Raw genomic sequence first — 17478 nt, forward strand, 5'->3', positions numbered from 1 at the left:
ATCAAAGCCGACTATCTTGGCAGTTAAGTTCATAAAAATGCGGTTCGTAGCGTCGGTAATGGACTCGGGCGAAACGACCACGAAACTCTCCGTTCCGCGGATGGACTGTCCCTCGTGTGCGGGCAAAGTCGAGAACGCCCTCGACCGACTCGCCGGCGTCTCGACGTACGAAACCCAACCGACAACTGGCAAGGTAGCCGTCACCTACGACGTAACGTCCGTTGAGGAAACGGATGTCGTAACTGCCATCGAGAGCGCCGGCTACGACGTCACCGATACGACGAGCGAGGGAACGACCGGCGGCGACGCGGCCGATTCGAACGACAGTATCTGGACGAGTTCGCGCGCACTCAAGACGTGGATCAGTGGGGGTTTTCTCGCGCTCGGTCTCCTCTTCGAGTTCTTTCTGACGGCACAGAACGCCGCGGTCGGGATGATATTCGGGAGTGAGCTCCTCGTCGCAGATCTCCTGTTTCTGATCGGCGTTGCGGTCGGGGGCCAGGAAATCCTTCGTAATGGCTACTACTCGGCGCGAAATCTCAATCTCGACATCGATTTCCTGATGTCGATCGCCATCCTCGGCGCGTTGATCGCGAGTCTCGCGTTCGGCGAGGCGCTCTACTTCGAGGCCGCGACGCTCGCGTTCCTGTTCAGCGTCGCCGAGTTGCTCGAACGCTCCTCGATGGACCAGGCCCGTAACTCGCTTCAGGAACTCATGGATCTCTCGCCGAACGAGGCGACCGTCAAACGCGACACCGGGGCGTCGGAGACGCCCCGAGCAGACGGCGAAGCCGTCGACGACGGCGAGGAGACGGTCCTGGTCGAAGACGTCTCGGTCGGCGATGTCGTGGTGGTACGACCTGGCGAAAAAATCCCGATGGACGGCGACGTGATCGACGGAGAGAGCGCGGTCAACCAGGCCCCGATCACCGGTGAGAGCGTCCCAGTCGACAAGACCACCGACGACGAGGTCTACGCCGGCACAATCAATGAGGAGGGCTACCTCGAGATCCAGGTCACGTCGGAAGCCGCGGACAATACCCTCTCGCGAATCGTCGAAATGGTCGAGGATGCCCAGTCGAACAAGACCGAGCGCGAGCAGTTCGTTGAGCGGTTCTCGGCGTGGTACACGCCTGTGGTCGTCGCCTTTGCCGTCCTCGTTACGCTCGGGAGCCCGTTCGTTCTCGGAACCGCGTGGTCGACCGCCGTGGTCTACGGCCTGACGCTCCTCGTCCTTGCGTGTCCGTGCGCGTTCGTGATCTCGACGCCCGTTTCGGTGGTGTCGGGGATCACGAGCGCGGCCGACAACGGCGTGCTCATCAAGGGTGGCAACCACCTCGAAGCGATGGGCGCGGTCGACGTCGTCGCGTTCGACAAAACCGGCACACTCACGAAGGGTGAACTCACCGTGACCGACATCGTCCCGCTCCACGGCAACTCCGAGGAGGACGTCCTCCGATGCGCTCGCGGTCTCGAAGCGCGCAGCGAGCACCCGATCGGCGAGGCAATCGTCGCCGAGGCCGGGAGCGCGGACGTCACCGAGCGCGAGATCGACGACTTCGAGGCCATCACGGGCAAGGGAGTGCGGGCGGAGCTCGACGGCACGCCACACTTTGCCGGGAAACCCGGCTTGTTCGACGACCTCGGTTTCGATCTCTCACATGTCCACACGACGACCGACGGTGGCGTCGTGACCCGGACGACACGCCGACTCTGTGAGCAGAACAACTGCCTCGACTTACTGGAGGAGACGGTGCCCGAACTCCAGTCCGAGGGCAAGACCGTGGTGCTCGTCGGTACGGAGGACGAGATCGAGGGCGTCGTCGCCGTCGCGGACGAAGTGCGCCCTGCGGCGAAGCGGACCATCGCGCGCCTCCACGAGCTCGGTGTCGAGCGGACGGTGATGCTCACGGGTGACAACGACCGCACTGCGCGGGCGATCGCCGACGAAGTCAGTGTCGACGAGCACCGCGCGGAGCTTCTCCCCGACGAGAAAGTCGAAGTTATCGAGAAACTTGTCGAAGAACATGACGGCGTCGCGATGGTGGGCGACGGCATCAACGACGCGCCGGCGCTCGCGACCGCGACGGTCGGGGTCGCAATGGGCGCGGCCGGCACCGATACGGCGCTCGAAACTGCCGACATCGCGCTGATGGGCGACGATCTCGCGAAACTCCCCTACCTCTACGAACTCGCGAACGACGCGAACGCCGTCATCCGCCAGAACATCGTTGGCAGCCTCCTCGTCAAGGCCGGACTCGCGGTCGCGGTTCCGTTCGGCTATGTTCCGATCTGGTTGGCGGTGCTCGCTGGTGACGCCGGAATGACTGTCGGCGTGACTGGCAACGCGATGCGGCTCTCACGGATTCGGCCGGACACCGCGACCGATACAGTCGAATAGAGCGAGTGACGTCGGGGCTACCCATTGTTCTCCGACTCGGATTCGGCACCGAATCGGTCACCGCCGCGGACGACGTGGCTGTACTTCAGCAACGCGACGAAGGTCGTTCCGCCGATCGCATTGCCAGCGGTTGCGACAGCGAGGAACCTGCCGTACTCGGCCAAACCGACGGTCGTCGTGCCGAAGAGACCAAGCAGGACCTCGATGTTTCCGGCGATGCTGTGTGGAAGATGCGTGAACCCGATGACGAACGTGATGAGCCAGACGAAAAACACCCGGCTGATGGTCTCTTGGGCGGCGGCGACGAGCCACGAAACCAACCCCATGAGCCAGCCAGCCAACAGCGCGCCACCGAACAGCGTCACCGACGCGGGCGCGATCAGCGGCGTGGCTATCGCGCCGAACGCAGCCGGCTCCGTGATACCGAACGCGGGCCCGACTACGACGGCAACCGCGGCGAAGACGAGGCCGCCGATCAGGTTGGCGAGGTAGACGATCCCCCACAGGCGACCGAGTCGTGTGACCGCTGCTCGTCGGTCGAGCACCGGTAGGACCGCGAGCGTCGTGTATTCGGTGAACAGCTCCGTTCGCCCGAGGATCACGAACACGAATCCGATGGTGTACGCGTTCGCCACGAGCAACTGCTCGACGAGCGCCGAACCACTCCCCCCGAGGAGGGTCAGTGCCGCCGCGGCAACCAGGGGTCCGAACCCGAGATCCAACCCGGCAGAGAGGCCCGACAGAAACAGTCCATCGGCCGATCGTTGCAGTTGGGTGAGTCCCTCCTCGATCTGCTGTCGCAGAATGTGCTTCGAACTGGTTTGTGTGTGCTCCATGTGTGGTGTACCTGCATTCCGGAATCGGCATCGGCCGCTGCCATCGGTATCGCGGTGGCTGATGGCGCAGTTTCGCTGCCGGTCGAGGATCGTGGCGACGACGGACTCGCCGCTCTCCGGTCCGGGAATCATCCACGCCCACTCGGCGGACGCGTCGTCCGGACCCGCGCTTCGTCTCGATCGTGTGACTCCGGGCGGAAAGACGGTCACACCGTTGTCGAAAAATTCAGTATCCCTCTGGAAATTTTGGTTCGGCGGCGAGGGCTCTCGGGGTCAGAACGAGATGTGTGACGTCGAACTCGGGTCGTCGTCGCCGACGCCGCCGTCGTGCAGATACGTGTAGTTGTCGTCGGTCAGGAACGCACTGCCGTCGGCGACGGTGATCTCGACCGACGGGAGCGTCGTCCCGGCGGCCTCCCCGTTGTCACACTCGCCGGAACAGGCGTCGAACATCGAGCCGTGTTTCGGGCAGATGATCTCCCCGTCGCGCATCGCTGCCCCCGCTCCGCGGTCGAGACGCTGGTTCTCGTGGGTACAGTTGTTGACCCAGCCTTCGATACCGGGCTCGTCGTCACAGCGGACGAGGATGAGTTCCTGCTCGTTGGTGAACGCATCCTCCGCCGTGAACAGATAGGAACCGACGTCGGGTACGTCGGCGATGTCGGCGATGTGTGCTCCATCGGGCATTGCCCGAGAGACGTGCGTTCGCTGTAAAGTTGTGGCGCTCACCGGCCATCCAGTGCCGGCGAGGGCGTTCTACAGGAAGCGCAGCAGCGAGTGATTCGCCGCCACGAACCCGAGGAGGAGGGTCACTCCGTAGAACCCTGCCACCAGCGTGACGTGACTCCGACGGTGGTTCACGAGTCCGAACACGGGCGTCAGGAGTATCGGATACCAGGGCGACCACTGCGTGAGAACGAACATCGACACGATCGCTAGTGTTACTGTCGCGAGCGTGACCGGGTTCGATTCGTACCGATAGACGACCATGAGAACGAGCGCTCCACAGACGAGCGTGGCCGCGACGAGCGGCGTGATTCCAGCCGTCACTGCGATGGGGCTCGCGTTGAACTGTGGCGTTTCGCTCAGTCGTGTGAACCCGGGAATCGACAGCACGAACGACGCTACCGATGCACCACCGAGCACACCGACGAGTCCCAACCGCCAATCTACGGCCCAGTTTCGCGCCTGCACGTACCGAACGGTGACCACAACCGCCAGTGGACCGAGATACCAGAGCCGATAATGCAACGAGAGCGCACTGACGAGCGCCAGCATGGCGACGCCGTCCCGCCCCTGTCTGTACGCGAGGATTCCGTACAACGCTACTGCGGCAGCGACTGAATCGAAAAAGCCGTTCAGTCCCCAGAACACGTAGAGGGGCGCAGCGACGAGGAGGACACCCCCTACGAGAACGGGACGATAGCTCTCACGCAGCGTCCGGGCGAGCAGCCACGTCGCACCCACACCGCCGAGCCCGAAAGTTATCACCATCGCGAGATTGACCACCGACGCAGGGAGTAGCCCGAGGTTGTTCACCACGCCGAACGGCAAAAACAGCAGTAACGACCCGAACGGATAGAGATACGGGAGGGCCGCCCAGTTTACGAACGGCCGCAGCGCACCGAAGTCCCACTGATCGATCGGTGTCGTGAAGACTTCCGGACCGATGTTGAGGAGTGCCCACGCGGCGTAGGCGTGATGCAGATGGTCGGTGTACAGCGAGTCGAGCGAGTAGGTAGGCGGCGCGCCCAGAACGACGGCGACGACACAAACAGCCACCGTGAGCCAGGCACAGACGCGTTTGAGCGGGTCGGCTGCGAGAAACCATCGACGGAACAGCCGATCGAGCGACCGATAGGCGGTGGCGATCACGACGGTAGTGCGTCGGGGGGTCACGTGAGAATTATGGCCGGATCGCCAGCGGTGCCCTCTGCCGGTGTACCCACATGGTCCAGAAATACCCGTTTGCGGCGTCGAGCGCGACTACAGTCCGTCCAGCAGTCCGGATCTTGTGTCGGTCGGTGTTCGCGTTGCTTATCAACCATCGACTGGAAGTTCTAGGCGGATGGGATCGCGACTCGACGCCCGATTGCTCTTCCCGATCGCACTGTTTGCGGTTCTCGTTCACGCCGAGTCTCTCGACCTGTGGTTCGTGGCCACCGATACGTTGCCGCTCATCGAGACGAGTCGAGTGACGAATCTGGCAGCGATCGGCACGCTGTTCACGCAGCCGCTCATGGCCGGCTCGGATTTCGTTTCCACGGCGCTGTTCTATCGACCGGTAGCCAGCCTGACGTACGCGATCGATCACGCGCTCTGGGGACTCGCTCCATTCGGATATCACCTCACGAACGTCGCTCTTCACGCCGTTGGGACCGTTCTCGTGGTGATCACGATCACGGAAATAACCGATCGTCCCCGCGTCGGCTACCTGACGGGGCTCCTGTTTACCGTTCATCCCGTGACCGTCGAAGTCGTGCCCGTGATCGCCCGGCGACAGGACATCCTCCTGGCGATCTTCGTGTTGGGAACGATCTCGCTGTTCGTGCGCTGGCATCGTCGGTGGCAGCGACACCGGAATCGTAAGTGGACGCTGCAGCCCCATCGTCCGCTCGTCGCCGCACTCGTTGCGTACACGTTGGCGCTCGGATCGAAGGAAACCGCACTCATCCTGCCGGGTTTACTGCTAGTCTGGACTGTTCTCCAGCAAGACGAGGGATCAACGCAACGACTCCGCGCCGGTCTCACTGCGATGGGGCCGTTCGCGGTGGTCACGCTTCTCTACGCCGTGGTCAGAGTGGCGGTTCTCGGCGATCTCGGTGGCTACCACTCGCCGTTCGGAGGGTTGCCGTCCTATACGCTCGAAAACGTGGTGCTGACCGGTGGAAAATACGTCCTCTGGACCGTGCTGCCGTTTCAGTTCAGTGCAACGGGAACGGGCGCGGCGACTCTGCCGGTCGGTCTGATCTTCGTCGGCGTGGTGGCGCTCGGCGTCGTCGGTTTCGTCGTGCTTGCCGGACGTGGCTGGTTCACCCGTGGTCGACACACCGTCTCGCGGACGATCACGGCGATCGGCTGCATCGTCTCCTTTGCGGCGATTCCGTACGTCTTGGGGGTGGGAGTGGAGACACCTACTCGCCTCGGTCCGCCGGCGCTCGTCGATATCGTCGTCCCGGTCCTGTTCGTCGGTGGGTGTGGCGCGGCGATCCTGACGGCGATGCTGAGCCGTGAACCGCTCACCGCCGCCACGCGTCGACAACTGCTCTTCTTCGGATGCTGGTTCGTGGGCCCGCTCGTGGGCCTGCTTTCGGCCAAGCAGATCCTTCTTCAGCCGCTGTCGTTCGGGTTCGGGATTCGCAACGCATACAGCGTCCTCGTCCCGGTGTTGGCCGGGCTCTCGATGCTCGTGGTGGGGTGTGTCAGCCGACTCCGCGCCCATCTCGAACACACGACCGCGATCGGCGACCGTCGTGGGAACCTCACAGCCGTGTCTGTGTTATTGGTGGTTCTCGTGTCGATGGGTGTTGCCTCTCCGGCACTCTCCGCAGACCATGGCTGGGAAGCGGCGGGCGAACTCAACCAGCGCTCGCTCAACGCGGTCAGCGACGATCTCGAGGACACACCGAACGCGACCGTCGTCTACCTCGTCGACTATCCGAACAAGTTCGACGCCCGAAACGCGTCCGGACGGAACGCACACTCGGTGACCCCACTCCTGTCCTACTCGGTCGAAGCCTGGCTCTCTCTCCAGCAGTCATCGTCGTCCACTCACGTTCGTCTGGTCCGGCCACGGACCGTCGAGTCGGTTCCACCGCAGCTATCGTCCACAACCCAGGTCCGCGGCGACGTCGTCGTCGTTCGTCTAACCGATGACGAACGCAGTTGACCGACGGACACAGTTGACTGACGAACGCAGTTTCCCACCGACAGCCGTGTTCCGAGAGCGTTGACGCAGGGCGATCGGCTCTGTCTGATGGAAAACAATCGACAGTCCACAGACCGATGATCGTTCGAGATGGTGGTCTTCGAGCTCGTGGCCGTCCTCGATCGCTGACCAAGCCACCGAAGATGGTCATGCAACGTCACGAGCCCCCAGGTCGGGCCAGTCCGGTCGCCGATGAACGCCGTGCGACGAAGCGACTGGAGGACGAAATAGTTCTCGAAACAATCAAAAAATCTACTGAAGCACGGTTCAGAAAACGTTTATTCCCCTCCTGGGCGCGCTACCGGTATGCCTGGTCCCGTTTTCACGAGCGGCGAGCGAATCACTCTCCGGACCATCGAAGAAGCGGACCTCGAGTTCATCCAGCGGTGGCGCAACCACGCCGACGTTCGCGTTCCGCTCACTGATACCGACATCCGCAACGGCGAACAGATGGACGAGTACTTGGAGGAACAAGTCTCCGAGACGGGTTCGATCAACCTTCTCGTCTGTGCCGACGCAGCAAGCACCACCGACGAATCGAGTCGGTCTGCGGACGAGCGGTCGGAGGCCGACCGCGAGAACGCCGCCGACGAACCGGAGCCGGTCGGTGAGATCGCGATCCCCTGGGTGCGGGACACCCACGGCAGCGGGATGCTCATGTACTGGATCGCACCCGCTCACCAGGGCCACGGGTACGCGACCGAGGCGGCCGAACTCGTCGTGGACCACGCCTTCCGCGAGCGACGGCTCAACAAGGTCTGGGCCCACGTCCTCGAATCGAACACCGGCTCTCAGCGGGTGCTCGAAAAGCTCGGCTTCACTCAGGAGGGACGACTCCGGCAGAACTGCTTCATCGACGGCGATTTCGAGGACGTCTATCACTACGGACTCCTCGCCGAGGAATGGTAGGGGCGACCACCCGACCCAAGGACGCTTGCGAACCAACTGGTTTCCGAACCGACGACGCCGCCGAGAGGACTCACTCGTACGGAGATCGGACGGGAGTCGACGCATGACCGGAAGGGAGCGATACGATGGAGTTCACTGACCGGCCCTCGGCGGTCTGGCGGTACTACCTCTACCGTGCGACCAGCCACGTCGGGTTCCAGTATCCGATCTACATCCTCTTCCTCCAAGCGAACGGACTCTCGTTCACCGCGATCGGGGCGATCGCCAGTATCCAGTCGCTCGTGGTGATCGCCGGTGAGGTCCCGTCCGGCTACGTCGGCGACCGTATCGGTCGGCGCAACAGCCTCGTCATCGCCTCCATTATGTTCCTCATCTCGGGGGCGAGCTATCTCGTGGCGACCGACTTTATCGGGTTCACGTTCACGTTCGTCGCCCTCTCGTTCGGTCAGACGTTCGTCTCCGGCAGCGGCAGCGCGTGGCTCTACGACACGCTCGACGAGCACGGCCTCGAAGACGAGTTTACCCACATCAGCGGGCGTGCGAGCGCGATCAGCAGTGGTGCCCAGACCATCGCGATGCTGACTGGCGGCGTCTTCTACGTCGTCGATCCGTACTATCCCTTCATCGCGGCCGTCGTTCTCAATAGTGTGAACGTCGTGAGTGCGCTCTCGTTACCGAAGAACACGCTGTACGCCGATCGGTCGGCCGAAACTGATTCGTCCACGACAGAGACCGATTCACCTTCTGAGGCGGAGGATTCGGAGGAGGCGGACGGTGAGGGAGACGAAACGGACGAGGAGGAGCACCTCTCGGTGTTGGAGGCGCTGCCGGTCATCCGCGAGCAGTTGTCCCAGCCAGCGCTGCGATCGTTCATCGTCTACATGGCGCTGTTCGGCGGGGCGCTCATGACGGCCGATATTTACGTCCAGCCCATCGCCCAAGAGGCGCTCCGGACGAGTCTCGGGCCGTTGCTCGACGCGTGGGGCGTGCCGGAAGCCGCCACCCTCGGTGTCCTCTACGCCGCGTTCACTGGCGTTTCGGCGATAGCGTCGGATTACGCCGGCGATATCGAGGATCGCTTCGGCGTCGGCCGCGCCCTCCTGTTTGCCCCGGTCGCGATGGCCGTGATCTACCTCCTGCCGGTGGTCGCCCCGTTGCTCGCCTTCCCGATGTTCTTCGTCATGCGGGGTGGCTTCTCGATCGTGTTCCCGATCTCGGGTCGGTACCTGAACGACCGGATTGAGTCGGTCGGGCGGGCGACCGTGCTGAGTGCGGTGGCGATGGTCCGGGCGGTCGCCGGCGTCCCCTTCCGGGTGGGGAGCGGCGTGGTGGCCGATTACGCGTCGCCGCTCGTCGCCGTGGCTGCGCTGGGAGCGGTGTTTCTCGTCGGTGCGGCCGCGCTATCGCTCTGGGCACCACCGATCCACACCGGCACCGACACGGCCGCACCTGCTGACTGATCGGGTTGCGCTTCGAAACCGATGCCCGCCCACGCCGATGGTCGACCGATCTCGACCGGGCGTGGTTCCGTGACGATCAGAGCCGGTACATTCCGAGGAAGGCGACGGCACCGGCCGCACTCACCACCGCGACGAGCGGGAACGCAGCGCCGAGACCGAACCGTTCGGCGGCGACGCCGAACAGCAGGGGCCCGATCGCGCCGCCGAGCGACCCCGCCGTCAACATCACCCCGAACAGGCTCCCACTGAACCCGCGTTCTGAGTACTGGGAGGTGATCGCGTTCATCGCGGGCAGGGCGGCCCACATCGCAACGCCGAGGAGGAAGAACCAGACGAACAGCACGACCGGCACCAGCGGCACGACCGCGGTCGCCCCCAGTACGACCGTCGAAGTCGCGAGCGCCCCGAAACCGAGCGTTCGCCGATCCATGCTGTCGGCGAGGGACCCCGCGGCGAGCGAGGAGATCCCGGCACCGACGAGCATCACGAAGAAGATCCCGTTGGCGACACCGGCGGTCGTGCCGGCGTGTTCGACGAGGAAGGACGTAACGAACGTCCGGACTGCGCCGAGTTCGGTGGCGATCGCGAGGTTGGCGAGAAACAACACTGCGACCCAGGGTTCGAGTGGCACCGAAACGAGCCCGGAGAGACCGGACCATCGACCCCCGGTGTTCTCGGTCGTTCGTGAGGACGCTCCCCCGTCGGTCCCGCCGTCGGCTTCGACCGGGGGTGCGTCGTCGGAGCGGTGTCGAGGCCGGAACACGGCCAGGAACACCACCGCGTAGACGACACCGACTGCCGCGCTGACCGTGAGCGCGAACCGCCAGTCGAAAACCGCCGCCAAGCCCCCGACGAGCGCCGGAGCGAGAGCGGTGCCCACGACCCCGCCGAGCCCGTGGATCCCCATTGCCTTGCCTTCGGTAGCGCCGGTTTCGAGATCGCTGATGATCGACATGCCCGAAGGGTGGTAGGTGCTGCCCCCGATGCCGGCGATCACCTCGGCAGCGACGAGCGTCCAGTATCCCTGTGCACCCGCCGCGACGAGGATGCCGGCCGCGAGCACGACCATGCCGCCGGCGAGGAGCCACCGCTGGCCGATCCGATCCGCGAGCATGCCTGCGGGCAACTGAAAGATCGAGTACGTGGCGAAAAAGACGGTCAGCAACGCGCCGGCCTCGCCGTAGGTGATCGCGAAATCGTTCACCAACAGCGGCAAGATCGGGGGGAGTGCGACGCTGTAGAACTCGTTGACGGCGTGTGCGACCGTAATGAGCCACACCTCACGCGGGTTCGAAACCGAGACCAGTCGCGAGGTGAACGGCCGCGACATGTGATCGCTCCTCCGTCGTGTCCAATGAGCGTTGGCTTTCCGGGGCGGGTGGATCGGAGATTCGACAGGGGCAGCGGTGATCGGGACGCAGACTTCAATCTGCACCAGTAGTGTTAACATCCTACAACCGTATCGACAGACGATGGAGCGGGGAACGGAGCGCGAACGGGAGGCGGTGCGGGAGGCCTGGGACGCGATTGCGGCACGGCGGGCCAGAACGGATGCTCTCCTGCTTGGCGGCGTGCTCGTCGGTAGTGGCCTCTTGATCGTTGCGTTCGCCCTGTTGGTGCCGCTGGAACTGTGCGTCCACGGTGCCGGGATCGATGGATCGATCTGTACGACCCAACAGCTCAGCCGCGAAGCCATGCTCCTCGCACTGATCGTCGGGAGCATCATGACAGGCGGTGGTGGGCACATGTTCTGGCAGAACCTTCATCACCCGAGCTGACGTTTCGAACGAACCTGATGGACGCGGGATTGCCGATCGATTATCGGGAACCAGCCCGCTCTGCCGCCTGCGGAAGCTGCTTTGACGTCCATCGACAACGCCGAGATGACTTCGTGGAACGCCCTCCAAACCCGATCCGGCTGGTCGTGTACTGGGTCGGTCTCGCGCTCGTCCGCGCGGGGCTGATCGACCGAGAGCGAGCGCGCCGAACGACCGACCTCGCGTGGCCGCGGATTGTCACCGGTCTCGCGCGAATGTCGAAAAACGCCATCGACGTTGCGATGGTCGGCATCGCTATCGGCACGAGCGCGATCACGGGCGTCGGATTCGCAGCTTCGTTCTGGGGCATCGCGTTCGCGCTCGGTGGTGGCGTCGCCAGCGGCACCATCGCACTCGTTTCGCAGGCATACGGTGCTGACGAGAGCGGTGGGCAGGCCGTCCGATCAAGTGTCGTACTCGTACTCGCGCTCACGATCCCCGTTGCCGCGCTCTTCTGGTCGCTGCCAACCGAACTCATCGGCCTGCTCAGCAACGATCCGACCGTCGTGGCCCTCGGTGGGGACTACCTCCGCGTCGTCGGGTTGGGGATCCCCTTCGCCGGGTTGAACCTCATCGGGAGTCGGACGCTCGTCGGCACCGACGACGCGTGGACGCCGATGGTGATCCGGGCCGGCGGAGCCGTGGTGAACATCGCGCTCAACGCCGTGTTGATCTTCGGCGTCGGGCTCGGCGTCGTCGGTGCGGCGATCGGCACCGTGGTCGCAAACGTCGTCGTCACCACGACGTTCGCGCTCGGTCTCACGCACGGTCGCGTCCCGTTCGTTGGATTGTTTGCGGTGACGCTCGATCCGCTCGGGACGTACGTCGATCGCGACACCATCCGTCAACTGGTCGAGATCGGTACGCCGATGATCGGGAAGAATTTGGCATGGCGACTGGGCGAGTTTCCGCTGCTCGCGATCGTCGACATCTTCGGGACGGCGGTCGCGGCGGCGTTCGTGATCGCGCTGCGGGTACGAGACCTGATGAACACGCCGGGCTGGGGGTTCAGTCTCGCGTCGTCGAGCCTCGTGGGACAGGAACTCGGGATCGGCGACGAGGCGAGCGCCGAAGCGTACGGCCGCGACGTCATGCGGTTCGCGGTCGTGGTGTACTTCGTCTCGGCGGGACTCGTGTTCGTGCTCGCCGAACCGATCGCGCTCGCGTTCGTCGGCGATCCGACCGCGCCCGCGCTACCGATCACGGTGACGCTGATCTACGCCACCTGTATCGGAATCGTGTTCCGCGGGCTCTCACGGACGGCGAGTGGCCCGCTCCGCGCGAGCGGCGATACCCGCTGGCCGTTCTACGGACAGGTGTTGGGGTATGCGGTCGCCATCCCGGTCGCTTACCTGGGAGCAGTCACGCCGCTCGGTCTCGCCGGGCTGGGGCTTGCGATCGTCATCGAGATGGTGGCTCCCGCGATCGTCAACTACTACCGGTTTTCGACCGGCAAGTGGAAAGCGATCAGTCGGTCGTATCGACCGGCAGCGAGCGCCGGCGACTGACGCCGTCGGTCAGCCGAGCGGTCGACCCCGACAAGCGCGTCGTTACAGGTCCTTGCCACCGTTGACGTCGATCACTTCGCCGGTGATGAACGACGATTTCTCGCCCGCGAGGAAGCCGACGACCTCGGCGACCTCTTCGACGGTGCCGAGCCGTCCGAGTGGCGTGTCGTCCTCGATGCCCGCTTTCAGCTTTTCCGGAACGCCGTCGAGCATTCGGGTCGCGATGAACCCCGGGGCGACACAGTTCGACGTCGACCCCTCGTCCGCGAGCTCCAACGCCAGCGTCCGGGTGAACCCGAAGATCCCGCTTTTCGCCGTCGCGTAGTTGGCCTGTCCCATGTTGCCACCTTTGCCCACGATGCTCGAGATGTTGATCAGTCGGCCCTCCTCCGCCGCCGCGATGTCGTCGTAAAACGCCTGCGTGCAGTGAAATGCGCCATCGAGGTGAATATCGAGTACCGTGTCCCACTCCTCGTGGCTCATCTCGGTAAACAGCACGTCTTGGTTGATTCCCGCGTTGTTGACCACGACGTCCGCACGACCGAACGCGTCGTGGGTCGCCTCTCGCATCGCCTCTACCTCCTCTTGATCGGTGACATCCGCTTGGACCGCGAGTGCACGCCCACCGGCCGCTTCGATCTGGTCGACGACCTCGTTGGCTTCCGTTTCCGACCGACGGTAGTTGACGACGACGTTCGCCCCCTGCGTTCCGAAGCACTCGGCGATTCCCCGTCCGATCCCGCGCGACGAGCCGGTCACCACACATGTTCGATCCTCCATATGATATGGATAGAGATGCAGTCGGTATGAAGATTGGGCTGCGGTCATCCACAGCGGCTGTGGACAGGTGACTGCCGATGGCGTACGTGTCCGTCACCAACTCGGATAGTGAGCGAGGAGCCGTCCCAACGGCCATCTGTAGGATTAAGTTCATCGACGACGACGCCAGTCTATGGATGTTTTTCGCACGGACACGCCGATCATCGGAATGGTTCACTTGCCGCCGCTCCCGGGATCGCCCAGGTTCGAGGGCGACCGAGACGCGATCCGCGAGCGATTACAGCAGGACGCGTCGGCGCTCGAAGCGGGCGGCGTCGACGGGATCATGCTTGAAAACTTCGGCGATGCGCCGTTCTATCCCGACCGCGTGCCTCGCCACGTCGTCGCCGACATCGCAGCGCTCGCTGCCACGCTTCGCGACCACGTCTCGATCCCGTTCGGCGTGAACGTTCTCAGGAACGACGTCCATAGCGCGCTCGCTATTGCGGCCGCCACAGGTGGAGCGTTCGTTCGCGTGAACGTTCACACCGGCGCGCGCCTCACCGATCAGGGCGTCGTCGAGGGTATGGCCCACGAGACGTTGCGGCTCCGCGAGCGGCTCGACGCCGATGTCGCGATCCTCGCCGACCTCGACGTGAAACACTCCGCACCGCTTGCCGAGCGTCCTCTTGCCGAGGAACTCGCCGATCTCGTCGAACGCGGGGGTGCCGACGCCGTGGTCGTGAGCGGGGCCGGAACGGGCGCGACCGTCGATACCCAACTCCTCGATCGCGTGGTCGAGTGCCGCGACGCTCGCGGGCTCGACGCACCAGTCTTCCTCGGGAGCGGCGTCACGCCCGAGACGGCCCCCGATCTGCTCTCGGTTGCCGATGGGGCGATCGTCGGCACAGCACTCAAACAGGGCACTGAGACGACCAACCCGGTGGATGAAGCGGCAGTCGAGCGTGTCGCTGAAGCCGTTCCGTAGCATCTCAGAGAATTCCCGATACCGGCTCATACACTCGTTCTTTACTCTCCTAATGGCACAATGCAGAAGCACTATTCCTCGGGGTTCGACGGGTCGAGACCGTATTCCTCAGGGTCATATTCGTCGATCACGGACAGTACCAGTAGCGCCCCGAACCCAGCTACTGCAATATAGAAAGCGTCCAGACGTAGTGGTCCCACAGCAACCGGATGGGTTCCAGGAGTATACAGTACCATTGTCGCTATCAGGCCACAAAGCCCGATCACTGGATGGTGGTAGTGGTGTATTTTCGTCAATACCCGAAGCCACTTCGCCATACTCTATCCGACGGGTGCCGTTCGTATAATCGCTTGCACGCCCCGTTGGACAGGCGAGTTGTTCCTGACGGTCCTGTCTCAATCGCTCTGTGAACTGTTCTCTGACAACCTATTCCTTCAGGAACGCCCGAATCTCGGATTCGGTCGGGAGGCGGCCGCGCGCACCTTCGACGGTACAGTTGAGCGCGGCCGCACCAGCGGCGAACCGTCCCGCTTCCCTCGCCGATAGCCCGTTTAGTAGCCATGCGTGGATCAGCCCCGCAGTGAAGACGTCACCGGCCCCCGTCGTGTCCGCGACAGCCACCTCGATAGCCGGAACGTCGACCGTCGTCCGTCCATCGAGCACCACTGCGCCCGCGTCACCGCGAGTCACGGCGGCACGACCGACATCCCGTCGTTCGAGCGCTGTGATGGCTTCGTCGTGCCCGCCGAAATACGACTGTGCGGCGACCGCACCGACCACGAAGAGGTCGGCGGCGTCGAGGAGGCGATCGATGGTCGCGGGCGACGTCCCTCGTCCTTCGAGCTCCGAGAGCGGGCCAGCGAGATCGAACACGAGTGTCGAGAGTGCACCGCGTTCACGGGCCGAGACAAGTCTGGAAACGACTGCATCCGGTGCGTAGGCGCTCGTGAAGACCACGCTTGCGTCGCTGACGTAGCGCATATCGGCGCTGTCGAGTCGGAGATTCGGGACACTCTGGCCGCCGGCGATGACCATCCGTTCGCCATCCGGTCCTCGCAGGATCAGGGTGTACGACGACGTTTCGGGGCCGGAACGCACCCGAGTGCAGTCGAGACCGCGTTCCCGCAGGTCCGCCTCGATTCGCTCGGCAGCGTCCGTCCCGAGCCGTGTGACGATCCCGGTTTCGTGTCCGAGTTCGACGAGTCCGGACGCGACGTTCGCGGCGACACCGCCAACGGCGGTAGTGTGGTCTCGGACGAACGCCCCACCGTCGGGTTGGGGAAGGTTCGACAGCGTGTAGATCCGGTCGACGACCGCACTGCCGACCGTGACGACCTCCGGCAACGACATCGACCCTACTCATGTGGCTGGATCACTTGAACGTGCGGGAACGAACCGTCCGCAGTTCTGAAAACTGGGTGATATTTGATGTGTAGCTGTGCTCCCGAAAGGATAAAGATGCGGTTGCTTGGATACGGTAACTGAGTCGGCGATGAACGAAGATGGACAGCTGACGTCATCGAACGGCGATCGTCGCATCCTGCCGGTGATCGTCCTCGGGGTTCTCGTCGCTATCGTTCCACTGTTCGCCATTCACCCTCCGAGTGAAAGCAGACGGATCGCGATCGCGGTTCGCGTTTTTCAAGCGATTTCAGTAGCAGTCGGTCTCGGGGTGATCACCGCGGGTGTCCACTCCTACCGGACACGGAACCTCCGACCGGCTGTGACTGCAACCACCACCGTCCTCGGACTGATCGGCGTTATCGTGACCGGCAGTCTGATAGAGTTAACCGGTGGACCGTTGATTCCGATCTGGGGATGGGTTCTGGCAGCACTGCTCGCCGTCGGTATCGCCCTTGCGGTGACGAACCGGATCGTTGCAGCGGATACAGCTTCCTCCAACTGAACGAGAGCGGTGTCCATTCGGGATCGCTACCCCTGCAGCCGGTCGCTATCGATCGGTCAGCCACTGGCCGTTCGGGGAACTAGCGCCTCTGGGACGACATCTCGGAGAAACGCGGTTTTCGAGGCCCGTCTCGTTCAGCCTCGTTCTCCGAGGATGGGCTCCACACTACCGATCAGCCGATCACCGGGTGTCCACCGTTACTCGACGACGCCGACCGCACGAACCGGCGCGCCATCGCCACCGAGTGCCAGCGGATACGCACGGAGTTCGAAGCGTTCGCTGACCGCCCCGAGGTTACAGAGGTTTTCGACGATGAGCTCGTCGGCACCGAGGAGCGTCCGATGTGCCCGAAACCCGTCCGGCTCGTTCTCGACAACGTTTTCGGTAGGCGTTGGGTCGGGATTCAGCGTATCTACACCGACTGCATAGCCCTGTTCGGCACACGCCGCGGCAGCGTCGGGTGTCAGATAGGGGTGATCGAGATACCGCTCGGTGTTCCAGTGTGAGCTCCAGCCGGTCCAGAAGACGACGAGCTCCGCCTCACAGTCGGGAACGTATTCGATCGAAATAGGGTCGCGATCGTCCAGAGCCGTACAGTCCACCCGAACGGCCTCGAACGTGAACTCGTCGAGCGAATAAGTACCGAGGGCTCGCCCGTCCGGCGCGATATGCAGCGGTGCGTCGACGTGGGTTCCTGTATGGCTTCCCAGTTCCACGCTGTCGACGTGGCAACCGTCGGGAACGTGCGTCGCATGCGGGTCGACGGAGACCGATGGATCGCCCGGATAGATCGTCATTCCGGTCTCGATCCGGTGACTGAGATCGATCTGCATGCTCTCTCCTTGACCTCGATCGCCAAATACTGTGTCTACACTGGGAGGAAGCGAGATGTCGTGGGCTCGTGTGAAGTTTTCCCGAGCGCGCCTGTGTCCCTTCGGACGATACGTCGTACCGTCATTCGGGTTC

General features: G+C 63.7%; 16 protein-coding genes. 8 read left to right on the forward strand and 8 right to left on the reverse strand.

The annotated features are described in order from the left end of the window. Positions 1-37: 37 nt before the first annotated feature. Positions 38-2401 (forward strand): heavy metal translocating P-type ATPase, encoded by a 2364-nt coding sequence (locus tag C449_RS02985; protein ID WP_445298233.1) that lies wholly within the window; start codon positions 38-40, stop codon positions 2399-2401. 17 nt (positions 2402-2418) lie between these two features. Here the strand turns inward: C449_RS02985 and C449_RS02990 are convergent, their stop codons facing one another. From C449_RS02990 to C449_RS03000, 3 genes are all read right to left on the reverse strand, one after another. Then, positions 2419-3237, reverse strand: a complete 819-nt coding sequence (locus tag C449_RS02990; protein WP_049913859.1) for a formate/nitrite transporter family protein — start codon at positions 3235-3237, stop codon at positions 2419-2421. 273 nt (positions 3238-3510) lie between these two features. Continuing rightward, positions 3511-3924 (reverse strand): Rieske (2Fe-2S) protein, encoded by a 414-nt coding sequence (locus C449_RS02995; protein ID WP_006076430.1) that lies wholly within the window; start codon positions 3922-3924, stop codon positions 3511-3513. A gap of 69 nt (positions 3925-3993) precedes the next feature. Further along, positions 3994-5112 (reverse strand): hypothetical protein, encoded by a 1119-nt coding sequence (locus C449_RS03000; RefSeq protein ID WP_152415641.1) that lies wholly within the window; start codon positions 5110-5112, stop codon positions 3994-3996. A 193-nt stretch (positions 5113-5305) separates the two neighbouring features. Between C449_RS03000 and C449_RS03005 the strand changes: the two genes are divergently transcribed. The 3 genes from C449_RS03005 (at position 5306) to C449_RS03015 (ending at position 9534) form a co-directional block, all read left to right on the forward strand. After that, complete coding sequence (locus tag C449_RS03005; RefSeq protein WP_006076432.1) at positions 5306-7126, forward strand: hypothetical protein; 1821 nt, start codon at positions 5306-5308, stop codon at positions 7124-7126. A gap of 345 nt (positions 7127-7471) precedes the next feature. Then, positions 7472-8074 (forward strand): GNAT family N-acetyltransferase, encoded by a 603-nt coding sequence (locus C449_RS03010; protein ID WP_006076433.1) that lies wholly within the window; start codon positions 7472-7474, stop codon positions 8072-8074. A gap of 125 nt (positions 8075-8199) precedes the next feature. Then, positions 8200-9534, forward strand: a complete 1335-nt coding sequence (locus tag C449_RS03015) for an MFS transporter (protein WP_006076434.1) — start codon at positions 8200-8202, stop codon at positions 9532-9534. Between the two features lie 76 nt (positions 9535-9610). Here C449_RS03015 and C449_RS03020 read toward each other — a convergent pair whose 3' ends face one another. Beyond that, positions 9611-10864: an MFS transporter gene (locus tag C449_RS03020; RefSeq protein WP_006076435.1), complete on the reverse strand. Its 1254-nt coding sequence runs from the start codon at positions 10862-10864 to the stop codon at positions 9611-9613. A 142-nt stretch (positions 10865-11006) separates the two neighbouring features. Here C449_RS03020 and C449_RS03025 point away from each other — a divergent pair, with 142 nt between their 5' ends. Both C449_RS03025 and C449_RS03030 read left to right on the forward strand, forming a co-directional pair. After that, on the forward strand, positions 11007-11312 hold the full coding sequence (locus tag C449_RS03025) for a hypothetical protein (protein WP_006076436.1): 306 nt from the start codon (positions 11007-11009) through the stop codon (positions 11310-11312). A gap of 113 nt (positions 11313-11425) precedes the next feature. Beyond that, positions 11426-12859: an MATE family efflux transporter gene (locus C449_RS03030; protein WP_049913850.1), complete on the forward strand. Its 1434-nt coding sequence runs from the start codon at positions 11426-11428 to the stop codon at positions 12857-12859. Between the two features lie 42 nt (positions 12860-12901). Here C449_RS03030 and C449_RS03035 read toward each other — a convergent pair whose 3' ends face one another. After that, positions 12902-13639: a beta-ketoacyl-ACP reductase gene (locus C449_RS03035; RefSeq protein ID WP_006076438.1), complete on the reverse strand. Its 738-nt coding sequence runs from the start codon at positions 13637-13639 to the stop codon at positions 12902-12904. 172 nt (positions 13640-13811) lie between these two features. Here C449_RS03035 and C449_RS03040 point away from each other — a divergent pair, with 172 nt between their 5' ends. Then, positions 13812-14606: a BtpA/SgcQ family protein gene (locus C449_RS03040; protein WP_006076439.1), complete on the forward strand. Its 795-nt coding sequence runs from the start codon at positions 13812-13814 to the stop codon at positions 14604-14606. Positions 14607-14677: 71 nt separating this feature from the next. Here C449_RS03040 and C449_RS03045 read toward each other — a convergent pair whose 3' ends face one another. Together C449_RS03045 and C449_RS03050 are read right to left on the reverse strand one after the other, a co-directional pair. Next, on the reverse strand, positions 14678-14923 hold the full coding sequence (locus C449_RS03045; protein WP_049913851.1) for a hypothetical protein: 246 nt from the start codon (positions 14921-14923) through the stop codon (positions 14678-14680). Between the two features lie 109 nt (positions 14924-15032). Next, a complete protein-coding gene (locus C449_RS03050) occupies positions 15033-15956 on the reverse strand; it encodes a carbohydrate kinase family protein (protein WP_006076440.1) in 924 nt (307 codons plus the stop codon). A gap of 142 nt (positions 15957-16098) precedes the next feature. Here C449_RS03050 and C449_RS03055 point away from each other — a divergent pair, with 142 nt between their 5' ends. Continuing rightward, on the forward strand, positions 16099-16512 hold the full coding sequence (locus tag C449_RS03055; protein ID WP_006076441.1) for a hypothetical protein: 414 nt from the start codon (positions 16099-16101) through the stop codon (positions 16510-16512). Between the two features lie 197 nt (positions 16513-16709). Here C449_RS03055 and C449_RS03060 read toward each other — a convergent pair whose 3' ends face one another. Continuing rightward, positions 16710-17345, reverse strand: coding sequence for a cyclase family protein (locus C449_RS03060; protein WP_006076442.1), 636 nt, complete (start codon positions 17343-17345; stop codon positions 16710-16712). Positions 17346-17478 lie beyond the last annotated feature (133 nt).

It is taken from the genome of Halococcus saccharolyticus DSM 5350 (assembly GCF_000336915.1).
GTDB lineage: Archaea > Halobacteriota > Halobacteria > Halobacteriales > Halococcaceae > Halococcus > Halococcus saccharolyticus.

What these genes read in the sequence shown, in the direction of transcription:
- C449_RS02985 (WP_445298233.1), top strand. Translation starts at nt 38, where the DNA reads ATGCGGTTCGTAGCGTCGGTAATGGACTCGGGCGAAACGACCACGAAA.
- C449_RS02990 (WP_049913859.1), bottom strand. Translation starts at nt 3,237, where the DNA reads ATGGAGCACACACAAACCAGTTCGAAGCACATTCTGCGACAGCAGATC.
- C449_RS02995 (WP_006076430.1), bottom strand. Translation starts at nt 3,924, where the DNA reads ATGCCCGATGGAGCACACATCGCCGACATCGCCGACGTACCCGACGTC.
- C449_RS03005 (WP_006076432.1), top strand. Translation starts at nt 5,306, where the DNA reads ATGGGATCGCGACTCGACGCCCGATTGCTCTTCCCGATCGCACTGTTT.
- C449_RS03010 (WP_006076433.1), top strand. Translation starts at nt 7,472, where the DNA reads ATGCCTGGTCCCGTTTTCACGAGCGGCGAGCGAATCACTCTCCGGACC.
- C449_RS03015 (WP_006076434.1), top strand. Translation starts at nt 8,200, where the DNA reads ATGGAGTTCACTGACCGGCCCTCGGCGGTCTGGCGGTACTACCTCTAC.
- C449_RS03020 (WP_006076435.1), bottom strand. Translation starts at nt 10,864, where the DNA reads ATGTCGCGGCCGTTCACCTCGCGACTGGTCTCGGTTTCGAACCCGCGT.
- C449_RS03025 (WP_006076436.1), top strand. Translation starts at nt 11,007, where the DNA reads ATGGAGCGGGGAACGGAGCGCGAACGGGAGGCGGTGCGGGAGGCCTGG.
- C449_RS03035 (WP_006076438.1), bottom strand. Translation starts at nt 13,639, where the DNA reads ATGGAGGATCGAACATGTGTGGTGACCGGCTCGTCGCGCGGGATCGGA.
- C449_RS03040 (WP_006076439.1), top strand. Translation starts at nt 13,812, where the DNA reads ATGGATGTTTTTCGCACGGACACGCCGATCATCGGAATGGTTCACTTG.
- C449_RS03045 (WP_049913851.1), bottom strand. Translation starts at nt 14,923, where the DNA reads ATGGCGAAGTGGCTTCGGGTATTGACGAAAATACACCACTACCACCAT.
- C449_RS03050 (WP_006076440.1), bottom strand. Translation starts at nt 15,956, where the DNA reads ATGTCGTTGCCGGAGGTCGTCACGGTCGGCAGTGCGGTCGTCGACCGG.
- C449_RS03055 (WP_006076441.1), top strand. Translation starts at nt 16,099, where the DNA reads ATGAACGAAGATGGACAGCTGACGTCATCGAACGGCGATCGTCGCATC.
- C449_RS03060 (WP_006076442.1), bottom strand. Translation starts at nt 17,345, where the DNA reads ATGCAGATCGATCTCAGTCACCGGATCGAGACCGGAATGACGATCTAT.